At 67.5% G+C, this 20,647-nt stretch carries 13 protein-coding genes; 6 read left to right on the top strand and 7 right to left on the bottom strand.

All coding sequences use genetic code 11. The features are described from left to right. Positions 1–37 precede the first annotated feature (37 nt). Complete coding sequence (locus LPN03_RS02235) at positions 38–1,141, top strand: polyprenyl synthetase family protein (protein WP_165181226.1); 1,104 nt, start codon at positions 38–40, stop codon at positions 1,139–1,141. A 17-nt stretch (positions 1,142–1,158) separates the two neighbouring features. Here the strand turns inward: LPN03_RS02235 and LPN03_RS02230 are convergent, their stop codons facing one another. Further along, positions 1,159–1,512, bottom strand: a complete 354-nt coding sequence (locus tag LPN03_RS02230; protein WP_262452922.1) for an Rv2175c family DNA-binding protein — start codon at positions 1,510–1,512, stop codon at positions 1,159–1,161. Between the two features lie 264 nt (positions 1,513–1,776). On the opposite strand from LPN03_RS02230, the gene LPN03_RS02225 reads away from it, so the two are divergent. Both LPN03_RS02225 and pknB read left to right on the top strand, forming a co-directional pair. Further along, positions 1,777–3,135, top strand: a complete 1,359-nt coding sequence (locus LPN03_RS02225) for a LysM peptidoglycan-binding domain-containing protein (protein WP_165181228.1) — start codon at positions 1,777–1,779, stop codon at positions 3,133–3,135. 99 nt (positions 3,136–3,234) lie between these two features. Continuing rightward, the gene (pknB, locus tag LPN03_RS02220) at positions 3,235–5,280 is read left to right on the top strand and encodes a Stk1 family PASTA domain-containing Ser/Thr kinase (protein ID WP_316255003.1); all 2,046 of its coding nucleotides are present in this window, start codon (positions 3,235–3,237) and stop codon (positions 5,278–5,280) included. A gap of 40 nt (positions 5,281–5,320) precedes the next feature. On the opposite strand, the gene LPN03_RS02215 is transcribed toward pknB, so the two are convergent. Both LPN03_RS02215 and LPN03_RS02210 read right to left on the bottom strand, forming a co-directional pair. Then, entirely contained in the window at positions 5,321–6,718 is a 1,398-nt protein-coding gene (locus LPN03_RS02215) for a class II 3-deoxy-7-phosphoheptulonate synthase (RefSeq protein ID WP_165181230.1), read from the bottom strand. A gap of 87 nt (positions 6,719–6,805) precedes the next feature. Beyond that, positions 6,806–7,762: a lysophospholipid acyltransferase family protein gene (locus LPN03_RS02210; RefSeq protein WP_262452917.1), complete on the bottom strand. Its 957-nt coding sequence runs from the start codon at positions 7,760–7,762 to the stop codon at positions 6,806–6,808. 182 nt (positions 7,763–7,944) lie between these two features. Between LPN03_RS02210 and LPN03_RS02205 the strand changes: the two genes are divergently transcribed. Continuing rightward, positions 7,945–8,694, top strand: a complete 750-nt coding sequence (locus tag LPN03_RS02205) for an alpha/beta hydrolase (RefSeq protein ID WP_262452915.1) — start codon at positions 7,945–7,947, stop codon at positions 8,692–8,694. Further along, positions 8,684–9,298: a hypothetical protein gene (locus LPN03_RS02200; RefSeq protein ID WP_262452913.1), complete on the top strand. Its 615-nt coding sequence runs from the start codon at positions 8,684–8,686 to the stop codon at positions 9,296–9,298. The genes LPN03_RS02205 and LPN03_RS02200 overlap by 11 nt, the downstream gene beginning before the upstream one ends. A gap of 19 nt (positions 9,299–9,317) precedes the next feature. Here LPN03_RS02200 and LPN03_RS02195 read toward each other — a convergent pair whose 3' ends face one another. Next, on the bottom strand, positions 9,318–10,382 hold the full coding sequence (locus tag LPN03_RS02195) for an ROK family glucokinase (RefSeq protein WP_165181234.1): 1,065 nt from the start codon (positions 10,380–10,382) through the stop codon (positions 9,318–9,320). A gap of 178 nt (positions 10,383–10,560) precedes the next feature. Here LPN03_RS02195 and LPN03_RS02190 point away from each other — a divergent pair, with 178 nt between their 5' ends. Further along, on the top strand, positions 10,561–12,375 hold the full coding sequence (locus tag LPN03_RS02190) for an AMP-dependent synthetase/ligase (protein WP_165181235.1): 1,815 nt from the start codon (positions 10,561–10,563) through the stop codon (positions 12,373–12,375). A 26-nt stretch (positions 12,376–12,401) separates the two neighbouring features. Here LPN03_RS02190 and LPN03_RS02185 read toward each other — a convergent pair whose 3' ends face one another. The 3 genes from LPN03_RS02185 to gcvP all read right to left on the bottom strand — a co-directional run bounded on the left by LPN03_RS02185 (position 12,402) and on the right by gcvP (position 20,622). Next, positions 12,402–13,892, bottom strand: a complete 1,491-nt coding sequence (locus LPN03_RS02185; RefSeq protein WP_262452910.1) for a MinD/ParA family protein — start codon at positions 13,890–13,892, stop codon at positions 12,402–12,404. 150 nt (positions 13,893–14,042) lie between these two features. Beyond that, entirely contained in the window at positions 14,043–17,441 is a 3,399-nt protein-coding gene (locus LPN03_RS02180) for a pyruvate carboxylase (protein ID WP_262452909.1), read from the bottom strand. A gap of 250 nt (positions 17,442–17,691) precedes the next feature. Then, on the bottom strand, positions 17,692–20,622 hold the full coding sequence (gcvP, locus tag LPN03_RS02175; RefSeq protein ID WP_410468549.1) for an aminomethyl-transferring glycine dehydrogenase: 2,931 nt from the start codon (positions 20,620–20,622) through the stop codon (positions 17,692–17,694). Between the last annotated feature and the right edge of the window lie 25 nt (positions 20,623–20,647).

The raw sequence follows: 20,647 nt of genomic DNA, 5'->3' as shown, positions 1-20,647 counted from the left end.
TCCACCCATGGCGAGACACAGCAAGGATTCCCACAGCATGAGCGCATTTGCCGCGACCACGGAGGACCCGACCACGGTTGAGCAGGAAGCCTTTGTCGCAGAAGTGGCGGATGAACTGACATCCTTCCTGGACGAAAAGCACACGCTGCTTGGCCGGATTTCCCCGGACACCCTGGTCCTGGTGGATGCCATCAGGTCGCTGGTGACCGGTGGCAAGCGCATGCGGGCCCTGCTGGCCTATTGGGGTTGGCGCGGGGCGGGGGGCAGAGCCGGTGCCCGCGAAATCATCCTGGCCGGGGCTGCGTTGGAACTGTTTCAGGCTGCCGCCCTGATCCATGACGACATCATTGACAGGTCCGACACCCGCAGGGGCGGCCCCAGCGTCCACCGCCAGTTCAGCACCCTGCATGCGGAACGCAACTGGGCGTTGAACGAGGAACGATTCGGCCATGCGGCGGCCATCTTGACCGGCGACCTGTGCCTGTCATTTAGCGAAGAGGTTTTTGCCTCCATCGGCGCCGGCGCCGCCAGCCCGGCCCGCTCCGTGTTCAACCTGATGCGGGCAGAGGTCATGGCCGGGCAGTACCTGGACATTCTCGAGGAGGTGTCCGGGCCGTCCAAACCCCACGGGACAGCCGTGGCCCGCGCCTCCGCCATCATCCGGTTCAAGAGTGCCAAGTACTCGTCCGAGCACCCGCTGGTGCTGGGCGGGGCGCTGGCAGGCGGCAGCACCGAACTCCTGGCAGGGTACAGTGCGTTCGCCCTACCCCTGGGCGAAGCCTTCCAATTGCGCGACGACGTCCTGGGCGTGTTTGGCGACCCTGCCCAGACCGGGAAACCGGCGGGCGACGACCTCCGGGAAGGCAAGCGCACCGTGCTGGTGGGGTTGACCATCGACGGCGCCAATGAGGCCGACAGGCGGTTTGTCGATTCGCACCTGGGCCGGCAGGACCTGGGCGAGGATCAAATTGCCAAGCTGTGCGCCATCATGGTCGATTCCCAGGCGCTGGCGCGGACGGAAGAGATGATTTCCGGGCTGAGCAGCACGGCCTTTGCAGCCCTCGCAGCCCTTCCCGTTGCAGCTGATGTCCGGAAAGCGCTCTCAGCACTGGGCCGAAGCGCCGTCTCCCGCACGTCCTAGAACGTCACCGGCGGCTGTTACCACCCGAGGGCGGCTGCGCGGCGGCGGATTTCGGTTTTGCGCCCTTCGTGCAGGGCGTCTATGGGACGGCCCGGCAGAGAATCATCGGGGGTGAAAAGCCACACAATGGCTTCCTCGTCGTCAAAGCCGGCGTCGTGAAGGACGGTAATGGTCCCCCGCAGGCTTTCAACGATGTGGCCGCCACTAAAGAATTCGGCGGGCACTGCGCGAATGTTGCGCTCCCCCACCCGGGCGGCCAACAGGGAACCGTCCTTGACAAGGGCATGGACTCTCGTGACAGAGATGTCAAGCCGCGCTGCCACGTCCGGCAGGGGCAACCATTCACTGACTACATTTTCTACATTGCTCACGCGTTAAAGGTTCCCACAGATGTTGGCGAGCCGCACACCAATTCCGGTCCGGCCCGCCCGCAATCGTGCGATATTGACAACAATTGGGGCGGGCACGCAATTGCAGGCCATTCCCTGCCGAACAAATTCCATCCATGTACTTTGCAGCAGGCGTCTTCCCATTAGGGCGCGCATTGCCTAGATTTGGTGTAAATTCACATTAGTCACATATGTAACACCAATACCACTAGCACCATCCGCACCGGAACCTAGAGGACTGCACCCATGACTTCCCCCCGCCCCTCACGGCCCGCACCTGCCGGCGGCAAGCAACTGGCGGCCGTCGCGACCGCCGCCATTCCCGTCGTTATGCTCTCCTCACTGGCCTTGGCACAGCCCGCGGCAGCGGCCCCCCTCCCTGCGGGGCCACGGACCCTGCCGACGGCCGTCACGCACGGCGGAATGGCCACCGTCGCCAAGAGTGTCCGCTCAGCCAGCATCCCCGCTGCAGTCGTTGCCGGCACCCTCCCGTCGCGCCTGGCCTCCCAGGCACCTTCGGCCCCAGCCACCCACAAGGTGGTGCCGGGGGACACGGTTTCCGCCATCGCCGCCCGCTACGGCCTCTCCACCAATTCCGTGCTGGCCCTTAACAAGCTCAGCGCCACCAGCATCATCTATCCCAACCAGGTCCTGAAGCTTCGCGCCACCGCTGCCGCGGCCCCCGCACCCGCTGCGGCCGCACCAAAGGCGGCTCCCTCCACGGGAGCCAGCTACGTCGTCGTCGCCGGTGACACGATGGGCGCCATTGCAGCCCGGCACGGCATGGGCACCGCGGCACTCCTGGCAGCGAACGGCATGACCGCCTCCACCATCATTTACCCCGGCCAGGTGATCAAGGTGGGCGCCCCGGCGCACGCCGCCCCCGCAGCCCAGGTGTCGGCAGCCCCCAAACCGGCGGCAGCCGGCACCAAATACGTCATCAAGTCCGGCGACACGCTGTCCGCAATCGCGGCCAAGCACAGGGTTGGCCTGTCGGCCCTGGCCAAGGCGAACGGGATGTCGAGCGTCAACGCCACCATCTTCGCCGGCAAGACCCTGACCATACCCGGGGTCTCCGCGGCTTCCTCCACGGTCTCCCCGATTCAGCCGGCCGCCCCCACGGTGCCCAACACCTTCCTGCACTACACCTACCCGGATGCCGTCGTCGCCGACGCCAACAAGAACCTGCGGGCCCTGCTGGCAGCCCCGGCACCCACCAAGTCCCAGATGAAGGAAATGGTGGCACGGACGGCGGCGAGCATGGGCGTGGACCCGTCGCTGGCAATGGCCTTCGCGCAGCAGGAATCCGGGTTCAACCACCAGGTGGTCTCCCCCGCCAACGCGATCGGAACCATGCAGGTCATTCCCGACGCCGGCGACTGGGCCTCCGGGCTGGTGGGACGCAAGCTCAACCTGCTGAACCCGCAGGACAATGTCACGGCCGGCGTGGCCATCATCCGCGCCCTGCTGCAGACGTCCAAGACGGAGGACCTGGCCATCGCGGGCTACTACCAGGGCCAGTATTCGGTCAGCGTGCACGGCATGTTCTCCGACACGAAGAACTACGTTGCCGCCATCAAGGCCAACCGGAAGTTGTTCCGCTAAACAGTTTGGAGGGCCGGCCAGTTCCGGTAAATGAAGGGTCCCGGCGGGTGTCGCCGGGACCCTTCCCGTTTCACCCCCTAAGATCGAAGGGTGCAAGAAGTGGCTAAGGACCCCCTGGTCGGGTCAACCGTTGACGGGCGCTACCTGGTGTTGTCCAAGGTGGCGCGCGGCGGCATGTCAACCGTCTACCTGGCCAAGGACATTCGCCTCAACCGCAACATTGCGCTGAAGATCCTGCACCCCCACCTGGCCGTGGACAACGCCTTCATTGAGCGTCTGCAGCGGGAGGCCTGGAGCGCCGCCAGCCTCTCCCACCCGCACGTGGTTCAAATCCACGACCACGGCGCCGGCACCGGGCACGCCTACCTGGTCCTGGAATACATTGACGGATATACGCTCCGCGACGTCATCGACACCAATGGCGCCCTGACCCCGCGCCAGGCGCTGGACCTCATGGATCCCATCGTGGAGGGGCTTGCGGCCGCCCATTCGGCAGGGCTGGTCCACCGGGACGTCAAGCCGGAGAATGTGCTTATTTCGCATTCCGGCTGGGTCAAGATTGGCGATTTCGGCCTGTCCCGGGCCGTCACCACCAACACCAATACAGCAACGCTCCTGGGCACGGTTGCCTACATCGCCCCGGAGCTGGTCAATGGGCAGGGCGGTGACGCCCGCAGCGACATCTACTCCGCCGGCATCATGCTGTACGAACTGCTGACGGGCGCCCAGCCCTTCCGCGGCACCGTCCCCATCGCCGTGGCCATGCAGCACGTCCGCGACGACGTTCCCCCGCCTTCCGCCGCCGTCCCCGGCCTGCCGGCCGAGATGGACGAGCTGGTGCGCTACATGAGTGAAAAGGATCCCGACAACCGGCCCGCCAACGGCGCCTCGCTGCTGGAGGACCTGCGCCACATCCGCGCCACGCTGACCCCCGCCGAGCTCGACGCCGGAGGCTCCAGCACGCGCGCCGATGCCCCTGCGTGGGCGGACGGAGGTGTCACGGAAGCCATCCCCGCAGGGTCCGGAGGCGAGGCTGGGAAACTGGCTGCCGACAGTGGCGACACCACGGTCCTGGCCGCGGCCGTCCACCCCACCAGCGTCCTTCCGGCCGGCCGTCGGCTGTATGTCGATGAAGCCGTTCCCGACGGCGGCACGGAATCCCTTCCACGGCTGTCCAAGCGGGAGCAGCGTGCCGGGGCAAGGGCGCGCGCCAAGGCTGCCGCCCGGCCTGTCACGACGCTGGGGCCGCGCCACCCGCGGCGCCGCGCCCTCCTCTGGGTGCTGGTGGTGCTGATTTTGGGGGTGCTGGGCGCCCTGGCCGGCTGGTATCTGGCGCTGGGGCCCGGGGCCCTGGCCACCGTGCCGAATGTGCACAACAAGACGGTGGCCCAGGCCCAGGCCATGCTGCATGCAGAGGGTTTCGACCTGGTCTCCACCACGGACGTCTTCTCCGAACAGGTGGCCACCGGAATGGTGGTGGACACGGACCCGGTCCATGGCACCTCGCAGCGCCGGTTTCAGGGCGTGACCCTGCAGGTGTCGAAGGGGCCGGTGCTGTATCCCGTTCCGGCCCTGGGGGGCATGACCCTCGAGGACGCCAAGGCGGCCCTCACTGCCGGGCACCTGGCCGTGGGGTCGGTGGGCGGAATCTACGATGAGAAGGCACCGGCCGGCACCGTGCTGAGCCAGGATCCTGCGGCCGGAGGCGGCTTCCGCGCCAACTCAAAGGTCAATGTCGTGGTGTCCAAGGGCCCCAAGCCCATTCCCGTTCCAACAGTCGTGGGCAAAACCTCGGATGACGCCCGGGCCGCCCTGACGTCGCTGGGACTGGTGCCGGAGATTGCTCCCGGGCAGGTGAACAGTGCCACAATTCCCGCCGGTTCCGTGGCGTCCCAGAGTCCGCAGTCAGGTGAGCTGACCGCCGGCGGCAAGGTCACGCTGACGCTTTCCAAGGGGCCCAGGATGGTCATGGTGCCGGACCTGGTCGGAAAGCAGGTGGGTGCCGCCACAGCGGAACTGCAGGCCCTCGGCTTCAAGGTGCAGGTTGAAAACCTGCTGGGCGGATTCTTTGGCACGGTCCGCTTCCAGGACCCCCAAGGCGTGGAGGCCCCAGAAGGCAGCACCGTTACGCTCAAGGTCATCTAATGGGCGGCGGCGGCCGCTGCAGCGCCCCGCCGCCTGCCCCCTACTTTGTCTGGCTGAGGGCCCCGGCGACGAGGAACGCCATTTCGAGGGACTGCTTGTGGTTCAGGCGGGGGTCGCAGACGGACTCGTACCCCGTCAGGAAGGCTTCCTGGTCGATGGGGTCGGCGCCGCCCAGGCATTCGGCAACGTCGTCGCCGGTCATTTCCACATGCAGACCGCCGGGGAATGTGCCCAGTGCCTGGTGGACCTCGAAGAAGCCCCTGACCTCATCGATGACGTCGTCGAAATTGCGCGTCTTGTAGCCGTTGGGAGAGGTGACCGTGTTCCCGTGCATGGGGTCGGTCACCCACAGCACTTGGGCGCCGGAAGCGGTGACCTTTTCCACGAGGTTGGGGAGCTTTTCGCGGATGTTCCCGGCACCCATGCGGGTGATGAATGTCAGGCGGCCCGGCTCCCGGTTGGGGTCCAGCTTCTCGATCAGGCGCAGGGCGTCGTCGGGGGACGTGGTGGGCCCGAGCTTGACACCGATGGGGTTGCGGACGCGGGAGAGGAAATCGACATGTGCCTGGTCCAGGTCACGGGTGCGCTCGCCAATCCACAGGAAGTGGGCGGAGGTGTCGTAGGGCAGGCCCGTGCGGGAATCGATTCGGGTCAGCGCCCGCTCGTAGTCGAGCAGGAGCGCCTCGTGGCTGGCGAAGAATTCCACCGTCTTCAGGGCCTCGAAGTCGGCGCCGCAGGACGCCATGAACTTGATGGCCCGGTCAATGTCCTTGGCCAGTTTTTCGTAGCGGCTGTGGGCCGGGTTGGAAGTGAAGCCGCGGTTCCATTCGTGCACGCTGCGCAGGTCGGCAAAGCCACCCTGCGTGAACGCACGGATGAGGTTCAGGGTCGACGCGGAGGTGTGGTAGGCCTTGACCATCCGGGAGGCGTCGTGCTTGCGGGACTCGGGGGTGAAGTCGTATCCATTGACGATGTCGCCCCGGTAGGCGGGGAGGGTGACGCCGTCGCGCGTTTCATCATTGGAGGAGCGCGGCTTCGCGAACTGGCCGGCCATGCGGCCCATCTTGATGACGGGCAGCTGGGCGCCGTAGGTGAGCACCACGGCCATCTGCAGGATGGTCTTGACGCGTGCGCTGATCCTGTCCGCCGTGGCGGCGGCAAAGGTTTCGGCGCAGTCGCCGCCCTGCAGCAGGAACGCCTTGCCCTGGGCGGCCTTGGCCAGGCGGGAGCGCAGCACATCCACTTCGCCGGCAAACACGAGGGGCGGCAGCGAGGAAAGCTCCTTCACGCTGGCATCAAAGACGTTGGTGTCGGACCAGGTGGGCTGCTGGGCGATGGTGAGGTCGCGCCAGTCGTCGAGGCCGGGGTAAACGGCAGCGCCGGGGATCGAAATGCCGGCGGCGGGTGCGCCCGGTACGGGGGAAGTTAGCTCAGTCACCCCCCAAGCCTATCCCCCCTGGGCGCGGCCCTTCCACCCGGTCCAGCCCCTGAGATGATGCGGGCCACGGACCGTTTCGACTGGCGGTCAGGCTTCCGGGGGCACGCCGCCGTCGGCCTCCACGGGGCCGGGCTCGACGCCGGCGGGCTCGACGGCGGCAGGCTCGTTCCCAGCGGGCTTGTCCGCAGCCGGCCCGTTCCCAACAGGCTCGACGGCGGCGGCCGGCTTGGTGCCGATGACGGTCACGGTGCCGGGGGCCACGGTGGAGGCGGGGTCGGCGCGGACCGCGTCCGCGGCCTTGGCATCCTGTCCGGCAGCCCTGGCACTGCCTGGCGCCTTGGGGCCGGCGGGCTTGCCGGACTTTTGTGCGGCAATCTTTTCCTTCACGGTGCTCGCGTAGGAATCAACGTATTCCTGGCCGGAGAGGCGCATGAGCTCATACATGATTTCATCCGTGACGGAGCGCTGGACAAACCTGTCATCCTGCATGCCCTGATACCGGCTGAAGTCCATCGGTTCACCGAATATGATGCCCAGGCGGCGGATGTTGGGAATGCGGCGGCCAATGGGTTGGACCTTGTCAGTGCCGATCATGGCCACGGGAATCACGGGCACATTGGCCGTGAGCACCAGCTTGGCCACGCCCACTTTGCCCCGGTAGAGCCGCCCGTCAGGGCTGCGCGTGCCTTCCGGATAGATGCCCAGCAGTCCGCCGCCAGTGAGAACGTCCACGCCGGTCTGCAGGGAGTTCGCGGACGCCGCTCCCCCGGACCGGTCCATCGGCAGCTGGTTGGTCAGCTTGAAAAACGCCGCCGTCAGCCGGCCCTTGATGCCGCGGCCGGTGAAGTAGTCGCTCTTGGCCAGGAAGACGACGGGCCGGGGCACCATGAGGGGCATGAAAATGGAATCGGAGAAGGAAAGGTGGTTGCTGGCCAGCACGGCCGGGCCGTCAACGGGCAGGTTGTCCAGGCCCTTGGTCCAGGGGCGGAAAAGCACCTTCAGCACCGGCCCCAGGAAGATCTTTTTGAGCACCCAATAAATCACAGTATGGTTCCTCTCCGGCGCCACCGATTGCAGCCATGCCAGCCCACCGCGTCAGCCCGCCATGAACGTATCAACAGTAGTCTAGTGAGAGAGGCATGAATGGGCGTCCAAGCAGGCTGCGACACCGGGGCATTTGTACGGACGGCCCATGTACGCTTGTCTCACACGGACGGAAGGCCCCCATGAGCACGGTGCAACAGTTCCGCTCTGACGGACATGGAAGTTTGGCGCGCGTGGGTGTGGCCGTGTGCCACGGGTTCACAGGCTCACCGGTTTCCATGCGCGGCTGGTCCGAGTACCTGGCCGGGCAGGGCTACGCCGTCAGCCTGCCCCTGCTGGCCGGCCACGGCACCACTTGGCAGGACCTCTCACGCACCCCCTGGACACACTGGTACCGCGATTTTGAGGCCGCCTACCTCGAGCTGGCCGCCCGCTGCGACACCGTCTTTGTGGCCGGCCTTTCCATGGGCGGGGCCCTGGCCCTGCGGGTGGCGGCGCTGCACCCCGTGGCGGGGATCGCCGTGGTCAATCCCGGCCTGACATTCAGTGACAAGCGGGCCGGGTACTCGGGACTGTTAAAACACGTCCTGAAAAGCGTGCCGGCCATTGGCGACGACATCAAAATGCCGGGCGTCACCGAGGGCGCCTATGACCGCACGCCCGTGGCTGCCGTGCATGAACTGTCCAAGCTTTTCACCGACACCATCTCCCTGCTGCCGCGTGTCACGGCGCCGGCCCTGGTGTTCCGCTCCACCGAGGACCATGTGGTGCCTGAATCCAGCATGGACGCCCTGCGCGCCGGCCTGGGCTCCCCGGAACTGGAAGTGGTGCCGCTGGCCAACAGCTACCATGTGGCCACCATGGACCACGACTCCCCACAAATATTTGCCCAATCCAACGAGTTCTTCCGGAGGCACTGCGGTGCAATCTGACCACGGACACGAAGTCCCCAACGCCGGCGGGAACGACGGCGACGAAGCGGCATGGCTGGACCTGGTGGCCCGGCTCCAGGAACCCGCTGATGCGTTCATGGAGAGCGCCCTGGACACCGCGGACGACGGCGGCGAAGGTGGCGGTCCCGCCGCTGCCGGGCCGGACGACGGCGGCGCGGGCGGCAGTCCCGCCGGCGGACCGGATGCCGGCCCCCAGAAGGGAGTGGTTGACTTTGATCCGCTGGGCGTCTGGCAGCGCAGCACCGATCCAGCCCCGGCCGAACCCGGCTACGGAGAAGGCTTCAGCGAGGGCGGCGGCGCCCGGAACGGCGGCCCGCGCGACTATGAGGCAGACGGGCTGCCGGATGAATTTGTCCCCGAGGAGCTCCCCAGCCTGGCCGGCGCCGACCCTGCCATCATGCTGTCCTGGATCGGTGCGGCCGGCGGGCCGATCTTCCTGGTGCTGGCTGCGATCTTCTGGCGGGGCATCCAGCTGCTGGCGGTCATCGGCGTCATTGTTGCGTTCCTGGCGGGCACAGGCTACCTGCTGTACCGCCTGCCCAACCACAGGGACCATGACGACGGCGACGGCGCCGTCGTCTGACAACGGACTCGGGAAGGGTCTAGTTGGGTACCCGGCTGCCGTGCGCGCGGCCCCGGCGGACACCGAGGCGGTCCGATTGGCGCACGCGGGACAGGTCTGCAGCGCCGATAAGCCCGGCTGCCGGGCCCAGCTCGGCGGCCACAATGCTCGCCTCCCGGCGAAACCCCCTGCCCGTCAGGTTCTTGGCGTAGGCGCGCCGGGCAGGTTCCAGGAGCAGCTCCCCGGCCGCGGAAAGTCCGCCGCCGATGACAAATAACGCCGGGTCGAGGGCGGCGGCCAGGTTGGCAATGCCCAGCCCCAGCCAGTCACCCACTTCCTCCACGAGTTCCCGCGAGGTGGCTTCCCCGGCCAGCGCCAGTTCCGTGACCACATTGCCGGTGATGTCCCGGGCACGGCCATGGACTGCGGCCAGCAGCTCGGCTGCCATGGGCGACTTGGCCCGGGCCAGTTCGCGGGCCTCGCGCCCCAGCGCGTTGCCGGATGCATATTGCTCCCAGCAGCCCCTGTTGCCGCATTCGCAACGGTGGCCGCCGGGCATGATGATCTGGTGGCCGAATTCCCCGGCCATGCCGTAGCTGCCCCGTTCCACGCGCCCGTCCATGACAATGGCCCCGCCAATGCCTGTGCCCAGGGTCAGGCAGACCAGGCGGTTGTGTCCGCGCCCGGCTCCGAAACGCCATTCCGCCCAACCGGCCGCGTCGGCGTCATTCGCCAGCGTGACCGGCCGGTTCAGCAGGCCTTCCAGGTTGTCGCGCAGCGGCTCATTGCGCCACGCCAGGTGCGGGCTGAACATGACTGTCCCGCCGTCGAGGTCCATCCAGCCGGCCGCGCCGATGCCCACGCTGCGGATGTCGTGGCGGGAGCCCAGCTCGCGCACCAGTTCCACAATGACGTCCTCCACGGCCCGCGCATCCCGGCCGGGGGTGTCCCGCCGCAGCTCCTCGCCGATGATTCCGGCACCGTCCACCACGCCGGCGGCGACCTTGGTGCCGCCGATGTCGATTCCCAGGGCCAGGCTTGCACCGACAGGCGCCCTGCCCGGAAAGCGGAAGGGTGGCCTGAAGACGGGTCGCGGCTGCTGCATGACTTGATTCTAGCGAGCGCGCCCGTCCGCGATTGACGCACACGCACCCGCCACTTTGAAAGTGTGACTCAAACAACATAAAGTTACTCGCGAGTAACATCACCGGTGGGATCCACCCGCGGCGGGCCGGATAGAGTAAGGCCAAGCCCTCATGGACCCACATACTGAAGGAGCCAACGTGCGCGAGATATCCGTTCCGGCCAAGGTGGTCAGTCCACGGACCATGAACACCACCGACTTTGTGCTGCGCCAGGCACGGCTTGCCAGTAATCCCGCGCTATTTTCACGCCGCAACGAGGACAACGTGTGGGTGGACATTACAGCCAAGGAATTTCACGCCGACGTGTGCGCCCTGGCGAAGGGCCTGATCGCCTCCGGCATCGAGGTGGGCGACCGGGTCGGGATCATGGCCCGGACCCGCTACGAGTGGACGCTGGTGGACTTTGCCATCTGGTTTGCCGGCGCCGTGTCCGTGCCGATCTACGAGACCTCCTCGCCGTCGCAGGTCGCCTGGAACCTGGGAGATTCGCAGGCCGCAGCCATCATTGTGGAGACGCCGAACCATGAGAACGTGGTGCGCCAGGCGGCCCATGCCGAGGGGCTGGACCACCTGGCGAACGTCTGGCAGATGGAGGGCGACGGGCTTGACGCCCTGCGCGAGGCCGGCCTGGACGTGGCCGACGATGTCCTGGAGGTGCGCCGCACGTCCAACGGACTCGACGACGTCGCCACCATCATCTACACCTCCGGCACCACAGGGCGGCCGAAGGGCTGCATGCTGACCCACCACAACTTTGTGGAGCTGAGCGAAAATGCGCTGGCAGTCCTGGGCACGGACGTTGTGCCCCCGGGATCCCAGACCATCATGTTCCTGCCGCTGGCCCACGTTTTCGCCAGGTATATTTCGGTCCTGGCCATTGCCGGCGGCGCCAAGGTGGGGCACACCCCCGACATCAAGCACCTGCTCGAGGACCTGCAAAGCTTCCAGCCGACATTCATCCTCGCCGTGCCGCGCGTCTTTGAAAAGGTGTACAACTCCGCCGCACTGAAGGCCGAGGGGGACGGCAAGGGCAAGATCTTTGCCGCCGCCGCACAGACCGCCATCGACTTCTCCCGGGCCGGCCAGGACGGCAGGGTGCCGCTGGTGCTGAAGGCCAGGCATGCCCTGTTCAACAAGCTGGTCTATGGCAAGCTCCGGGCTGCCATGGGCGGAAACGTCAGGCACGCCGTCTCCGGCGGCGGACCCCTGGGCGAGCGCCTGGGCCACTTCTTCCAGGGCATCGGCCTGCAAATCCTCGAGGGCTACGGACTGACTGAAACCACCGCCCCCATCACCGTCAACCGTCCCGAACGCATCAAGATCGGCACCGTTGGCGCCCCGCTGCCGGGCAATGCCGTGAAAATCGCGGACGACGGCGAGATCCTCACCCAGGGCGTGTGCGTCATGAAGGGCTACTTTGGCCGCGACGACCTCACCGCCGAGAGCTTCACCGACGGCTGGTTCCGCACCGGCGACATCGGGGAATTGGATGACCAGGGCTTCCTGAAGATCACGGGCCGCAAGAAGGAAATCATTGTCACGGCCGGGGGCAAAAACGTGGTTCCGGCGCTCCTCGAGGACCAAATCCGAGCCGACGCAATCGTTTCCCAGTGCCTGGTGATCGGCGACAACCGCCCGTTCATTGCCGCCCTGGTGACCCTTGATGAAGACGCGCTCCCCCAGTGGGGCCGGCACCACAAGCTGCCGGAGGGAATCATGGTTGCCGAGGCCGCCAAGCACCCCACCGTCGTCGCGGCCGTGCAGGCTGCCATCGACAAGGCGAACTCCTCGGTTTCCCACGCCGAAGCCATCAAGTCGTTCCGGATTGTCGCCACCGACTTCACGGAGGGGTCCGGCCACCTGACGCCATCCATGAAGGTCAAGCGCGCCCAGGTCCTGAAGGACTTCGACGCCGTGGTGGAAGAAATCTACTCCGCGAAAAAGCCCGCCTGAGGCCGCGGGTCTCCCCGAGGCGGCGCTCAGCTGCGCTGCAGCTCCGAAACCACCAGTGCCGCCAGCGCCTTGACCGCAGCCCTGGTGGCCGGGCGCAGCTTGGCCAGTTCCACCCGGGACCCCTCCGCAAGGTGCTTGTCGTAGGGAATCCGGAGCACGTTGCGCACGCGGGACTTGAAGTGGTCCTCGATCTGGTCGATGTCCACCTGGGTCTCGCCGCCTGACATGTTGATGACCACGGTGGCCGTGGACACCAGGTCGGTGCGCCCGTGGGCCTCCAGCCACGACAACGTCTCAGACGCAAGCCGCGCCTCGTCGACGCTGCCCCCGGAAACCAGCACCACGGCGTCGGCCTTCTCCAGTGTGCCTTTCATGACGGAGTGGACCATGCCCGTGCCGGAGTCGGTCAGCACTATTGAGTAGTACTTGCCCAGGATGTCCGTGACGGCGCGGTAGTCGGAATCGTCAAAGGCCTGGGCAATAGCCGGATCCGTGTCCGAGGCCAGCACGTCCAGCCGTGATCCGTCCCGGGCCACGTAGTCGGAAAGCTGGGAAAACGTTGTGACGCTGAACCGGTCCTTGACCAGGTTGCGCGCCGTGAAATCCGCACTGCCCGGCGATCGGTCGGAGAGCGTGCCGCGGTCCGGATTCGCGTCCAGGGCGATGACGCGGTCCTCGCGGGTGTCGGCCAGGACCATTCCCAGCAGCGTGGTCACGGTGGTCTTGCCCACGCCGCCCTTGCGGGAGAGCACCGGCACATAACGCGTGTGGCCGCCGAGCCGGGCCGCAATGATGTTGTCCTGCGCGCGCTCAAGCCGGACCTTGTCCGAATCCCCCACATTGACCGCACCAAAGGTCACCTCATAGAGCCAGCGGCGCCAGCCGCCCACGGGAGGTGCGGCAACCTTGGACAACAGGCGGTCGCTGGTGAGGGCCGCGGCGGGTTCGGGTCCTTCCACGCGCTGGCGGCGCGGGCTGGACTGTCCGGCCGGGGCAGGCTCCCATGCAGGGGCTTCTTCCGGCCCAGGGGGCGCCACCACCGTGGACGTCACGGGCCCGGCTGGCGGCGCGGCGGACGTCGCGGCCGGCGTTGCGGTCGACGGCGGCGCTGACGGTGCGGGCGGCGCAAGAGTGGACATGGCGCCGGTAAAGGCGGGGTCGATGGCGGCCGGCAGGTCCAGCACGTCGGGGTTTTCGGCGACCGTTCCAGAGGTGACAAGCAGAACAGGCACAGGGATGTCCGCCGTCAGGGGCCCGGATGCCGCCTCGCCCGGCGCGTCCGGCACGACCGGCGCGTCTGGCACGACGGGCGCGACCGGCGCGTCTGGCACGACGGGCGCGTCGCCGGCGTCGGCCACGTCAGCATCGGCCACGTCAGCATCGGCGGCACCGTCCATGGGCTTGCCTTCCGCCGCGGCGTGCTCTTCGGAGTCCCCGGGATCCACCGCCGCACCGGCGTCGTCGGCCTCCTCCGGGGTTGCCCCGACAGCGGCCGGCTGGTTTTTCCTCTGTGCCATGTTTCCCCTACCTCTATGGTCGAAACCACGTGCGCGCCAAATGCCGCCGCGGCCGGAAAGTGTTTTCCGGCCGCGGGGGCGTCATTGATTTTCAGTCTAGCGCAGGGCAGTGCGCCGGGCAGTCGGCGAGGCCCGCCCGCCCGGCGTGATTTAGCCCTCGATGACCACCAGCAGGTCCCCGCCCTGAACCTGGGCCACCCCGGCCACGGCGAGCCGGGCCACGGTGCCGCCCACCGGCGTGGTGATGGACGCTTCCATCTTCATGGCCTCGATCGTGGCCACGGTGGCCCCGGCCTCGACAACGTCGCCCACGGCCACCTTGACGCTGACGGCACCGGCAAACGGCGCCGCCACCTGCCCGGGCGCGTTCTCGTCGGCCTTCTCGGCAGCCTTGACGGTGCTTTCGATGCTGCGGTCACGGACCGTGACGGGCCGGCTCTGGCCGTTGAGCTTGGCGACAACGGTGCGCATGCCCTTCTCGTCGGGCTCGGAGATGGTTTCCAGCTCGGCGATCAGGCGCACGCCCTTGCCCAGCGGCATGACATGTTCCACGCCGCGGCGCAGGCCGTAAAGGTAGTCGCGGGTGTCCAGGACGGAGACGTCGCCGTAGGTCTTGCGGATCTCCTCGAAGTCCTTCGTGGGGCCGGCGAACAGCAGGCGGTTCAGCGCGGCGCGGCGGGTTTCACTGTCCGCTGCCAGCTGTTCGCTGTCCTCGCGGGTCAACGTGCCCATGCGTTCGACAACGGTGCGCCCCTGCAACGCCTTCGTGCGGAAGGGCTCCGGCCAGCCGCCGGGCGGGGTGCCCAGTTCGCCGCCGAGGAAGCCCACCACCGAGTCGGGGATGTCGTAGTTCTGCGGGTTTTCCTCGAAGTCGGCCGGGTCCGCCTTGATGCCGACCAGGTGCAGGGCCAGGTCGCCCACCACCTTGGACGACGGCGTGACCTTGACCAGGTGCCCCAGGATCCGGTCCGCGGCGGTGTACATGTCCTCGATTTCCTCGAAGCGTTCCCCCAGCCCCAGTGCGATGGCCTGCTGGCGCAGGTTGGAGAGCTGCCCGCCGGGAATTTCGTGCTGGTAGACGCGGCCGGTGGGTGAGGCCAGGCCGGACTCGAACGGTGCGTACAGGCGGCGCACGGCCTCCCAGTACGGCTCGAGTGAGCTGATGGCGGCCAGATCAATGCCGGTGTCGCGCTCCGTGTGTGCCAGTGCCGCCACCAGGGCCGAGGCCGAGGGCTGGCTGGTGGTGCCGGACAGGGCGGCCGAGGCGACGTCAACGGCGTCGACCCCTGCGTTGATGGCCGCCATCAGGGTGGCGAGCTGGCCGCCGGCGGTGTCGTGCGTATGCAGGTGCACGGGCAGTTCGAAGCGCTCCCGCAGTGCGGTGACCAGCTTGGCCGCGGCGGCGGGGCGGAGCACGCCCGCCATGTCCTTGATGGCCAGGATGTGGGCACCGGCGTCGACGATGCGCTGGGCCAGTTCAAGGTAGTAGTCGAGGGTATAGATGGTCTCGGCGGGGTCCAGCAGGTCGCCCGTGTAGCAAAGGGCCACCTCGGCCACGGCCGTGCCGGTGGCGCGCACGGCCTTGATTGCCGGTTCCATCTGGTCCACGTCGTTGAGTGCGTCAAAGATCCGGAAGATGTCGATGCCGCTGGCGGCGGCCTCCTGCACGAACGCGTCGGTGACCTCGGCCGGGTACGGCGTGTAGCCCACCGTGTTGCGCCCGCGCAGCAGCATCTGCAGGCAGGTATTGGGCAGGGCCTCGCGCAGCTGGGCCAGGCGCTGCCACGGGTCCTCGCCGAGGAAGCGCAGGGCCACGTCGTAGGTGGCTCCGCCCCAGGCCTCAACGGAAAACAGCTGCGGGGTCAGCACGGACACTGCCGGGCCCGCGGCCAGCAGGTCGCGGGTGCGCACGCGGGTCGCCAGGAGCGACTGGTGGGCGTCACGGAAGGTGGTGTCGGTGACGGCCACGGCGGTCTGGGCGCGCAAGGCTGCCGCGAAGCCTTCCGGGCCGAGCTCGGCCAGCAGCTGGCGGGAGCCGGCGGGCGCGTCTGCCAGGTCCGCGTCGGGCAGCTTGCGGGCGGGGTCTTCCAGTGCCGTCAGTTCCCCGTACGGCTTGTTGACGGTGGCATCCGCCAGCCAGGTCAGCAGCCGGGTTCCGCGGTCGGATGAGATGTGGGAATTGAGCAGCTCCGGGCGTTCGTCGATGAAGGACGTGGCCACGTCGCCGGCGTTGAATGCGGGGTCTGCCAGGACGGCCTGCAGGAAGGAAATGTTGGTGGAAACGCCGCGGATGCGGAATTCGGCCAGGGCGCGGCGGGCGCGGGAGACGGCCGTCTTGTAGTCCCGGCCGCGGCAGGTGAGCTTGACCAGCATGGAGTCAAAATGCGGGCTGATCTCGGCACCGGTGTAAATGGTGCCGCCGTCGAGCCTCACACCGGCACCGCCGGCGGAACGGTAGGTGGTGATCTTGCCGATGTCGGGGCGGAAGCCGTTGGAGGGATCCTCGGTGGTGATGCGGCACTGCAGCGCGGCACCCTTGACGTGGACGCTGTCCTGGCTCAGGCCGAGGTCGGCCAGGGTTTCGCCGGCGGCAATGCGCAGCTGCGCCTGGACCAGGTCAACGTCGGTGATTTCTTCCGTGACGGTGTGCTCGACCTGAATGCGCGGGTTCATCTCGATGAAGACGTGCTGGCCGGCGCGGTCACCCACGGTGTCCACGAGGAACTCGACGGTTCCGGCGTTGACATAGCCCATGGCCTTGGCGAACTTGACGGCGTCGGAATGCAGGGCCTTGCGGATGTTTTCGTCCAGGTTGGGCGCCGGGGCAATCTCCACGACCTTTTGGTGGCGGCGCTGCAGCGAGCAGTCGCGCTCGAAGAGGTGGATGACGTTTCCTTCGCCGTCGGCCAGGATCTGGACCTCAATATGGCGGGGCCGCAGCACGGCCTGCTCAAGGAACATGGTGGGGTCGCCAAACGCGGCATCTGCCTCGCGCATCGCGGCCCGAAGCGCCTCTTCGAGGTCCTCGGCCTTTTCCACGCGCCGCATGCCGCGCCCGCCGCCGCCTGCCACGGCCTTGGCAAAGATCGGGTAGCCGATCTCCGCTGCGGCCCCGAGCAGGTAGTCAAGGTCAGCACTCGGCTCGCTGGATTTCAGCACGGGAATGCCGGCCTTGCGGGCGGCGTCCAGGGCGTGGACCTTGTTGCCCGTCAATTCCAGCACTTCGGCGGGCGGGCCCACAAAGGTGATGCCGGCGTCCCGGGCGGCCGCGGCCAGCCCGGGGTTTTCCGACAGGAAGCCGTACCCGGGGTAGATGGCGTCAGCGCCGGATTCCTTGGCCACCCTGATGATTTCAGCAACATCCAGGTACGACCTGACGGGGTGCCCTTCCTCGCCGATGAGGTAGGCCTCGTCCGCCTTCTGGCGGTGGATGGATGTGCGGTCCTCGTAGGGGTACACGGCCACAGTCTTGGCGCCGAGCTCGTAGCTGGCACGGAATGCCCGGATGGCGATTTCGCCGCGGTTGGCAACCAGAATTTTGGAAAACATGTCACTCCTGTGTGAACGCCGGTTTACGTTCCGCCCCAAAGCCAGCGGGCGGAACTGGTGAATAGTGCTGCAGGAAACAGTTGTTGATCGTGATCCACGGACCGCGCGGTAGTCCGGCTGAATCGTTGGTTTAGCCAACGGTAAACTCTTGCCAGTTTCTCCCCGCCGCGCCCGCCGCGCCAAATGATGTGTCGCAAGTCACCTGGACGGTGCGTAACAAAAGCGGCAGCGGCGGGACGGGAGTGGGGCCTCAGTTAGCCTCCGCGAGCTCCTCAATGGAGGGGCAGGAGCACACCAGGTGGCGGTCGCCGTAGGCCTGGTCGATGCGGCGCACCACGGGCCAATACTTCGCGCGGGGGTCCACGCCGGCCGGGAAGGCTGCCTCCGCCCGGCTGTAGGGGTGCTCCCATTCCTCGGTCAGGCACTGGGCTGTGTGCGGGGCATTGGCCAGCGGGTTGTCGCCGGCCGGCCACAGCCCGTCCTGCACGGCGGCAATCTCCTTCCGAATGGCAATCATCGCATCAATGAACCGGTCCAGTTCGGCGAGGTCCTCGGACTCCGTGGGCTCAACCATCAGCGTGCCGGCCACGGGGAAGGACATGGTCGGGGCGTGGAAGCCGTAGTCGATCAGCCGCTTGGCGACGTCGTCCACGGTGACGCCGGAGTCGGCGCTGATGCCGCGCAGGTCCAGGATGCACTCGTGGGCCACCAGGTCATGGGCGCCCGTGTACAGCACCGGGTAGTGGGCGCCCAGGCGGCGGGCAATGTAGTTGGCGGACAGGATGGCCGTCTGGGTTGCCCGGCGCAAACCGTCGGGACCCATCATGCGGATGTAGGCCCAGGAGATCGGCAGGATCGACGCCGAGCCGTAGGGCGCGCTGGACACCAGGCCCACGGAGGAGCCGAGCCCCAGTTCGCGGGCCGGCAGGTGCTTGGCCAGGTGCGCGCCCACGGCCACGGGGCCCACGCCCGGGCCGCCGCCGCCGTGCGGGATGCAAAACGTCTTGTGCAGGTTCAGGTGGGAAACGTCGGCGCCAAACTTGCCGGGGCGGGCCAGTCCCACCAGGGCGTTGAGGTTGGCGCCGTCCACGTAAACCTGCCCGCCGGCGTCGTGCACCATGGCACAGATGGTGCTGATGGATGTCTCAAACACGCCGTGGGTGGACGGGTAGGTGACCATGATGGCCGCCAGGCGGTCCTCGTGGACGCTGAGCTGGCGCTTGAGGTCGTCGATGTCGACGTTGCCGAAGCCGTCCGTGGCGACCGGGACCACCTTGAGCCCGGCCATGACGGCGGAGGCTGCGTTCGTGCCGTGGGCGGAGGTGGGGATCAGGACCACGTTGCGGTCCGGGTTGCCGTTTTCCACATGGTAGGCGCGGATGGCCATGAGCCCGGCAAATTCACCCTGCGAGCCGGCATTGGGCTGCACGGAGACGGCGTCGTAACCGGTGATCTCGGCCAGCCACTCCTCCAACTGGGTTGCCATCTCCACGATGCCCACCGTGTCCTCGGCGGGCGCGAAGGGGTGGAGGTTGGCGAACTCGGGCCAGCTGACTGCAGCCATTTCAGCCGTCGCATTGAGCTTCATGGTGCATGAGCCCAGGGGGATCATGCCGCGGTCCAGCGCATAGTCGGCGTCGGCGAGCCGGCGCAGGTAGCGCAGCATCTGGGTTTCCGAGTTGTGCACATGGAACACGGGGTTCACCATGAAGTCTGTGGCCCGTGCCGGGACGGGAAGCGCTGCCCCGGCAGCACCGACAGCGCCGGCCGCCCCGGCAGGCAGCTGTGCACCTCCTGTGCCGTGCCCGGTTTCCGGGGCCCGGCCGGCCAGCAGGGACGCCAGGGCGGCCACGTCGGCCTCCGTGGTGGTCTCATCAACGGCGATCTGCAGGTGGTCGTGGTCGAGCTGGCGCAGCAGGTAGCCGGCCTTGTGGGCGGCAGCCACCAGCTCGGCGGCAGCGTGCCCGCCGGCGGAGGCAATGCGCACCCGGACGGTGTCGAAGTAGTTGTCGTGGACCACGGTGTGCCCGGCAGCCTCGGCGGCGACCGCCACCCCCCTGGCCAGGGCGTGCACGCGGCTTGCGATCCTCCGCAGCCCGTCCGGGCCGTGGTAGACGGCATACATTCCGGCCATCACGGCCAGAAGGACCTGGGCAGTACAGATGTTGGACGTCGCCTTTTCCCGGCGGATGTGCTGCTCCCGGGTCTGCAGGGCCAGCCGGTAGGCCTGGTTTCCGGCGGCGTCCTTCGACACGCCCACCAGGCGGCCGGGCAGCGAACGTTCCAGTCCCTGGCGCACCGCCATGTAGCCGGCATGCGGGCCGCCGAAGCCCATGGGAACGCCAAAGCGCTGGGACGTGCCCACGGCAAGGTCGGCGCCCAGTGCGCCGGGCGATTCAATCAAGGTCAGGGCCAGCAGGTCGGCAGCGACGGCCACCAGCGCCTTGGCGGCCTTGGCCGCGGCGATGACCGGGGCAATGTCGCGGACCAGCCCGGAGTCGCCCGGGTATTGCAGGAGGAGGCCGAAGAACTCAACGTCCGGGAGCCCGGCGTCGTCCGCGGTGAAGTCGTGGACCAGCACGGGGATGCCCATGGCCTTGGCCCGGGTGTTGATGACTGCCAGGGTCTGCGGGAAGACGTCGGCGTCCACCAGCAGGACGGCGTCGGGCGAGGCAGTGCGGTTGTTGCGGCGCATCAGGGCCATGGCCTCGGCGGCCGCGGTGCCCTCGTCCAGCATGGACGCGTTGGCGGTGGTCATGCCCGTGAGGTCGGCCACCACCGTCTGGAAGTTAAGCAGTGCCTCGAGCCGGCCCTGGGAGATTTCCGGCTGGTACGGCGTGTAGGCCGTGTACCAGGCCGGGCTTTCGAGCACGTTCCGCTGGATGACCCCCGGCGTGTAGGTGCCGTAGTAGCCCTGCCCGATGAACGATTTGTTGACAGTGTTCTTGGCGGCCAGCGCCCGCAATTCAGCAAGCATGGCCTCCTCGGAGACGGCCGCCTGCAGGCCCAGCGGCTCCGTGGTGTAAATGGATTCCGGCAGCGCCGCCGCCGAAAGCTCCTCCAAAGAGCCAAATCCGAGGGCCGTCAACATATGATGAACGTGGGGCTGTGCACTAACCCCGATGTGCCGGTCGCCAAAACCGGCTGGCGCAACGCTGTTTGGGTTCTGGCTGCCGGTCAGATTGTCTGGGGTGTTTGTCAATGGA

This window comes from Arthrobacter sp. A2-55 (genome assembly GCF_025548615.1).
GTDB lineage: Bacteria > Actinomycetota > Actinomycetes > Actinomycetales > Micrococcaceae > Specibacter > Specibacter silviterrae.
Note: the sequence above shows the minus strand (reverse complement) of the source record. Positions and strands in the feature narration are given on the sequence as shown.

What these genes read in the sequence shown, in the direction of transcription:
- LPN03_RS02235 (WP_165181226.1), top strand. Translation starts at nt 38, where the DNA reads ATGAGCGCATTTGCCGCGACCACGGAGGACCCGACCACGGTTGAGCAG.
- LPN03_RS02225 (WP_165181228.1), top strand. Translation starts at nt 1,777, where the DNA reads ATGACTTCCCCCCGCCCCTCACGGCCCGCACCTGCCGGCGGCAAGCAA.
- LPN03_RS02205 (WP_262452915.1), top strand. Translation starts at nt 7,945, where the DNA reads ATGAGCACGGTGCAACAGTTCCGCTCTGACGGACATGGAAGTTTGGCG.
- LPN03_RS02195 (WP_165181234.1), bottom strand. Translation starts at nt 10,382, where the DNA reads ATGCAGCAGCCGCGACCCGTCTTCAGGCCACCCTTCCGCTTTCCGGGC.
- LPN03_RS02185 (WP_262452910.1), bottom strand. Translation starts at nt 13,892, where the DNA reads ATGGCACAGAGGAAAAACCAGCCGGCCGCTGTCGGGGCAACCCCGGAG.
- LPN03_RS02180 (WP_262452909.1), bottom strand. Translation starts at nt 17,441, where the DNA reads ATGTTTTCCAAAATTCTGGTTGCCAACCGCGGCGAAATCGCCATCCGG.